Annotated in this window: 2 protein-coding genes, 1 tRNA gene and 1 pseudogene; 2 read left to right on the forward strand and 2 right to left on the reverse strand. The window is 46.7% G+C overall.

The features are described from left to right. Window positions 1-366 (forward strand): annotated as a pseudogene (locus ABYP73_RS11750) (bacillithiol biosynthesis deacetylase BshB1); the annotation flags it as partial. On the opposite strand, the gene ABYP73_RS11755 reads toward ABYP73_RS11750, so the two are convergent. Beyond that, window positions 363-2,450: an ATP-binding protein gene (locus ABYP73_RS11755; RefSeq protein WP_372944864.1), complete on the reverse strand. Its 2,088-nt coding sequence runs from the start codon at window positions 2,448-2,450 to the stop codon at window positions 363-365. The pseudogene ABYP73_RS11750 and the gene ABYP73_RS11755 overlap by 4 nt on opposite strands. Window positions 2,451-2,695: 245 nt before the next feature. On the opposite strand from ABYP73_RS11755, the gene ABYP73_RS11760 reads away from it, so the two are divergent. Then, a tRNA-His gene (locus ABYP73_RS11760) sits at window positions 2,696-2,771 on the forward strand. A gap of 116 nt (window positions 2,772-2,887) precedes the next feature. Here ABYP73_RS11760 and ABYP73_RS11765 read toward each other — a convergent pair. Next, window positions 2,888-4,201: M28 family peptidase (locus ABYP73_RS11765; RefSeq protein ID WP_372974449.1), on the reverse strand; the 1,314-nt coding region annotated here is incomplete at its 5' end.

The following is a 4,201-nucleotide window of genomic DNA, read 5'->3' on the forward strand; positions in this document are numbered from 1 at the left end:
AGCCATGCCTGTTTTCTAAGCGGTTTGGTCAAGATCGACACCATGGCAGAAGGGGATGACCAGTGGCAGGATGCCTGGCGTCCGAAACAGGTCTACCACTATATACAATGGAAGAACCTGAAGCCTGATTTCGTGGTAGATATTACCGGGTTTATCGAAAAGAAAATGGAATCCATAGGGGCATACGCCTCTCAGTTCTACGACCCCGACAGCAAAGAACCCAGTACGCCCATAAGCAGTAAGAATTTTACAGACAGTATTGCCTACAGGGCACGGGACCTGGGAAGGATCGTTGGGGTGGAATACGCTGAAGGATTTACCGTGGAACGGTTCTTGGGGGTCAAGAGCTTAAGCGATATCTTTTAGCTTGCCTGGCTGTATTTGTCTTCGGCTTTCGGGAGGGTAAAGAAAAAAGTACTTCCTTTTCTCAGCACGCTTTCTACCCAGATAGATCCTCCGTTCTTTTCCACCATTTCCTTGCAGAGGGAAAGGCCGAGTCCGGTACCCTTCTCATTGTTGGTCCCATACGTAGAGATGTTTGAATTTTTCTTGAAGAGTTTTTCGATGGTAACCTTGTCCATACCGACTCCGGTATCCCTTACTGATACTTCCCACAGGTCGTTATTTTCCCTAGCCTTAATGGTGATCATCCCGTTCTCAGGAGTGAATTTAAGGGCATTGCTGATCAGGTTTCTGATGACGATGTCTATTTGATTGCTGTCTGACCAGATCAGCGTATTTCCGGTCAGTTCGCTGACGATCTTAATAGATTTAGACTTGGCAAGCTCTGAGAGGAGGTTGATATTGTCGTCGACGAGGGATTCCAGTGCAAAGACGGAAGGTTTTACGGTCGCGCCGTTCATCTGTGAATTTCCCCAGGACAGCAGGTTGTTCAGGGTGAAATAAATATGGTCCACATCCTTTTTGAGTTTGGGGATAAACTGGAAGAATTCATCCTTGGTCATCTCGCCGTCACTGAACATTTGCAACAATCCCTGCAGAGATCCGATAGGTCCCCTGAGATCGTGTCCTATGATGGAGAACAGTTTTGTTTTGGTTTCGTTGCTGTCGACCAAAGCAGCTTCGTGTTCCTCCAGGATCTCCTTTTTGGCTTGTAATTCGGCATTGAGTTTCTTCTGGATCTTCTCAGCCCTTTTGATAAAGAAGGTGATGATCGCGAAGATGATAAGAACGATGATGGCTGCATAGATAAGGCCGCGCTGCCTCGCCAGTGCTTTTTCATTGGCTTCGATCAGTTCCTGTTTTTGTTGATCGTATTCTGCCCTTGTTTTCAGCAGGGTGAGACTCTTTTTGTTTTCAAGTCGATGCAGGGTTTCGGTAATGCTTTCATAAATCTCATGGAAGGCCAGAGATTTTTCAAAATTCCCATTTTTCTTGTTGACGAGGTAAAGGGTATAAGCACATTCCTTTGTGCCTTCCGGAAACTTGATGTCGTTGGAAATATCAAAGGCCTGCATGGCATATCGCTCGGAGAGGCTGTCAATTCCCTGTCCGAGGTAGGCTTTGGCCATACCATTGAAAAGGTCGATCTTACCCCGGTCATCGTCCAGGTCCTCGTGCAGGAGTTCACCCTGCCGATACCAGTAAAGAGCCCATTGAAACTTGTCTTGTTTCAGGTAGACCTTGCCCTTGGTCTCATAAGCATAGGCCAGCCAGTCCATGACACGATGTTTTTCGAAGATCGCAATACTGCGATTCACGTCAAACATGGCATAATCCAGTTTGCCCATATCGGCATAAAGGGAGGCCAGATTGCTCATGGTCATGGCAGAATTCACATCATCGTCCAGTTCATCGTTTATTTTTTTCGCCTTCTGATAAAATATAAGAGCTTGTTCATGATCCTCTTGTGATTCATATAAGCCGGCGATATTTTCATTAAGAATGGAGAGCATTTCCTTTTCACCTTTCAGCTCAGCCATTTCAACCCCTGTCAGGTAGTTATTCAACGACTTGGCGTAATCCCCGTTATAGGCATATTCGGTCGCCAGGTTATTGATGATCCGGAGTGTAAGGGCACAATCGTCCAGGTTCTTTGCAAGCACCAGTGCTTTGGTAAAGTTATTGATGGCTGCATCCCGCTCCCCCTTATCCGAATAGTAATCACCCTGCCGGAGGTATGCCACACTTTGCCCCCTGGCGTATTCAGCTTTTTTACTGTATTCAAGGGCGCGCTTGGAGAGGTTGAGCAAACTGTCTGTATCGTAGAATCGGATCTCCCTGGCCAGTTCATTCAGCAGGTCGATATACACGGTATCTGTAACGCTGAAATTTGCACGTGTTTTTTGCTTTTTAATTCGGGCGTTCAATTCATCTGCACGGGTAGCCTGAGCAGTACTTTGTATACTGGAGAGCAACAAGAGGGAACAGCACAAGGTACTGAAGTACCTCGCGGCTCGGCTGAAGAGAGAAATGTCCCGTTGACTCATACCTGTGTTATCAAGCATTTATAAAAATAATCCCGAGGTAAAGCCTGTTCTAATAATTGTTGTGAAATGCCGTTTTTTGTGTGTTATATCGATGTTTAAGAACGTATGGACGGAAAAACTACTGCCATTAAGGGCCTGTGGAGAATTATTCTGCAGGTGTGTCATCCAAAAATCTGAAGAAAATTAGGATCGTTTTATGTTGATGCATTGGGTAAAAAAAATTACCTTTGCGACCGCTTGGTTATGGTGGTTGTAGCTCAGTTGGTTAGAGCGCTGGATTGTGGTTCCAGAGGTCGCCGGTTCGAGCCCGGTCTTCCACCCAAAAGTACAAAGTCCCGTTTTGTGAACGGGACTTTTTTATTGGTGCCGGTCTCATTCATGCAGAGGAAAAAAACCCCGCATTGGAGCGGGGTTTTTTGTAGGTATGCCTGGATATTTTATTTGGAGAGCTTATCTACTATCACCCTTTGATCCCGATTGGCCACAGCCCATGCTGTATGGAATACCAGGCGGGCACGGTTGGTAAGCAGATCATAGTTGATCTTGTCCGGCGTATCCCCGGGACGGTGATAATCATCATGCGTACCATTGAAATAGAAAATGATAGGTATATTGTTCTTGGCAAAGTTGTAGTGGTCGCTCCGGTAATAGAACCTGTTTGGATCGTTTTCATCATTGTAGGTGTAATCCAAAGTGATCTTCGTATACCGGTCATTGACCTCCTCTGAAAGGCGGTGCAGATCTGAACTCAGCTTATCGGATCCGATCAGGTAGATATAGTTCCGGTCGCCTTCCCTCTTGGGATCTATTCGTCCGATCATGTCGATATTGAGGTTGGCAACTGTCTTTTCGAGTGGGAATATCGGCTCGTAATCCGTATAATAACGAGATCCAAGCAATCCCTTCTCTTCCCCCGTCACATGAAGGAAAACGATGGAACGTTTAGGCCTGTTACCCGCCTCAACGGCTATCTGAAATGCTTCTGCGATCTCGAGCATGGCGACGGATCCCGAACCGTCGTCATCCGCACCGTTGTTAATGCTTCCGTCCCTCGACACCCCAATATGGTCGAGGTGGGAGGAGATCACGATGTATTCGTCCGGTTTTTCCGAACCCTTTATATAGGCCACCACATTTTCCGTGGGAATGGGCTCATTGGAATTCTGCAGGTCTGCCAACAGTTCGACCTCATTTGTATAGTTTCCATTCAGGGCTTCCAGTTTAGGAAACATGGCTCTGGCCATATCCTCGCTCACCAGGACGAGGGAGGGGTTTTCCATATCTTCAGCAAAGCCGAGACGGCCCCTGTTAGAATCCTTCATTCTTTCGTAATACCTCTGATATCTCTTGAAATTATCCTCATCCAGGAGTAAAACTGCCCTGGCACCTTTGGCTTGGGCCGCTTCAACCCGTTTTTCAATGCCCTCAGACATGTTACCCCAGGAAGATGGTTTGCTGGTTCCCGTAAGGAGGTAATTCCCATTTTCCATCTGCGGTTCCCCGGATCGGACAAGGATCACTTTTCCTTTCACATCCAGGCCCTGATAATCTGAATACTTCTCATCGTCTATCCCGTACCCGGCGTAAACTACCTCATTGAATCTTCCTTCAAAGGGATAGAAGGCGATAAAATCCTCCCCGAGCGCGAATTCCTTCCCGGATATTTTTATAGATCCTTTCGGAAGTTTAGCCATTTCAAGGGGGACCTTTTGAAAGTAGTCCCCGTTTTCCTGAGCCGCAGGAATACCTAA

This window comes from Muriicola sp., assembly GCF_041567615.1.
GTDB lineage: Bacteria > Bacteroidota > Bacteroidia > Flavobacteriales > Flavobacteriaceae > Muriicola.

Excerpts from the sequence above, each read along its gene's own strand:
- ABYP73_RS11755 (WP_372944864.1), bottom strand. The coding sequence starts at position 2,450 with ATGAGTCAACGGGACATTTCTCTCTTCAGCCGAGCCGCGAGGTACTTC.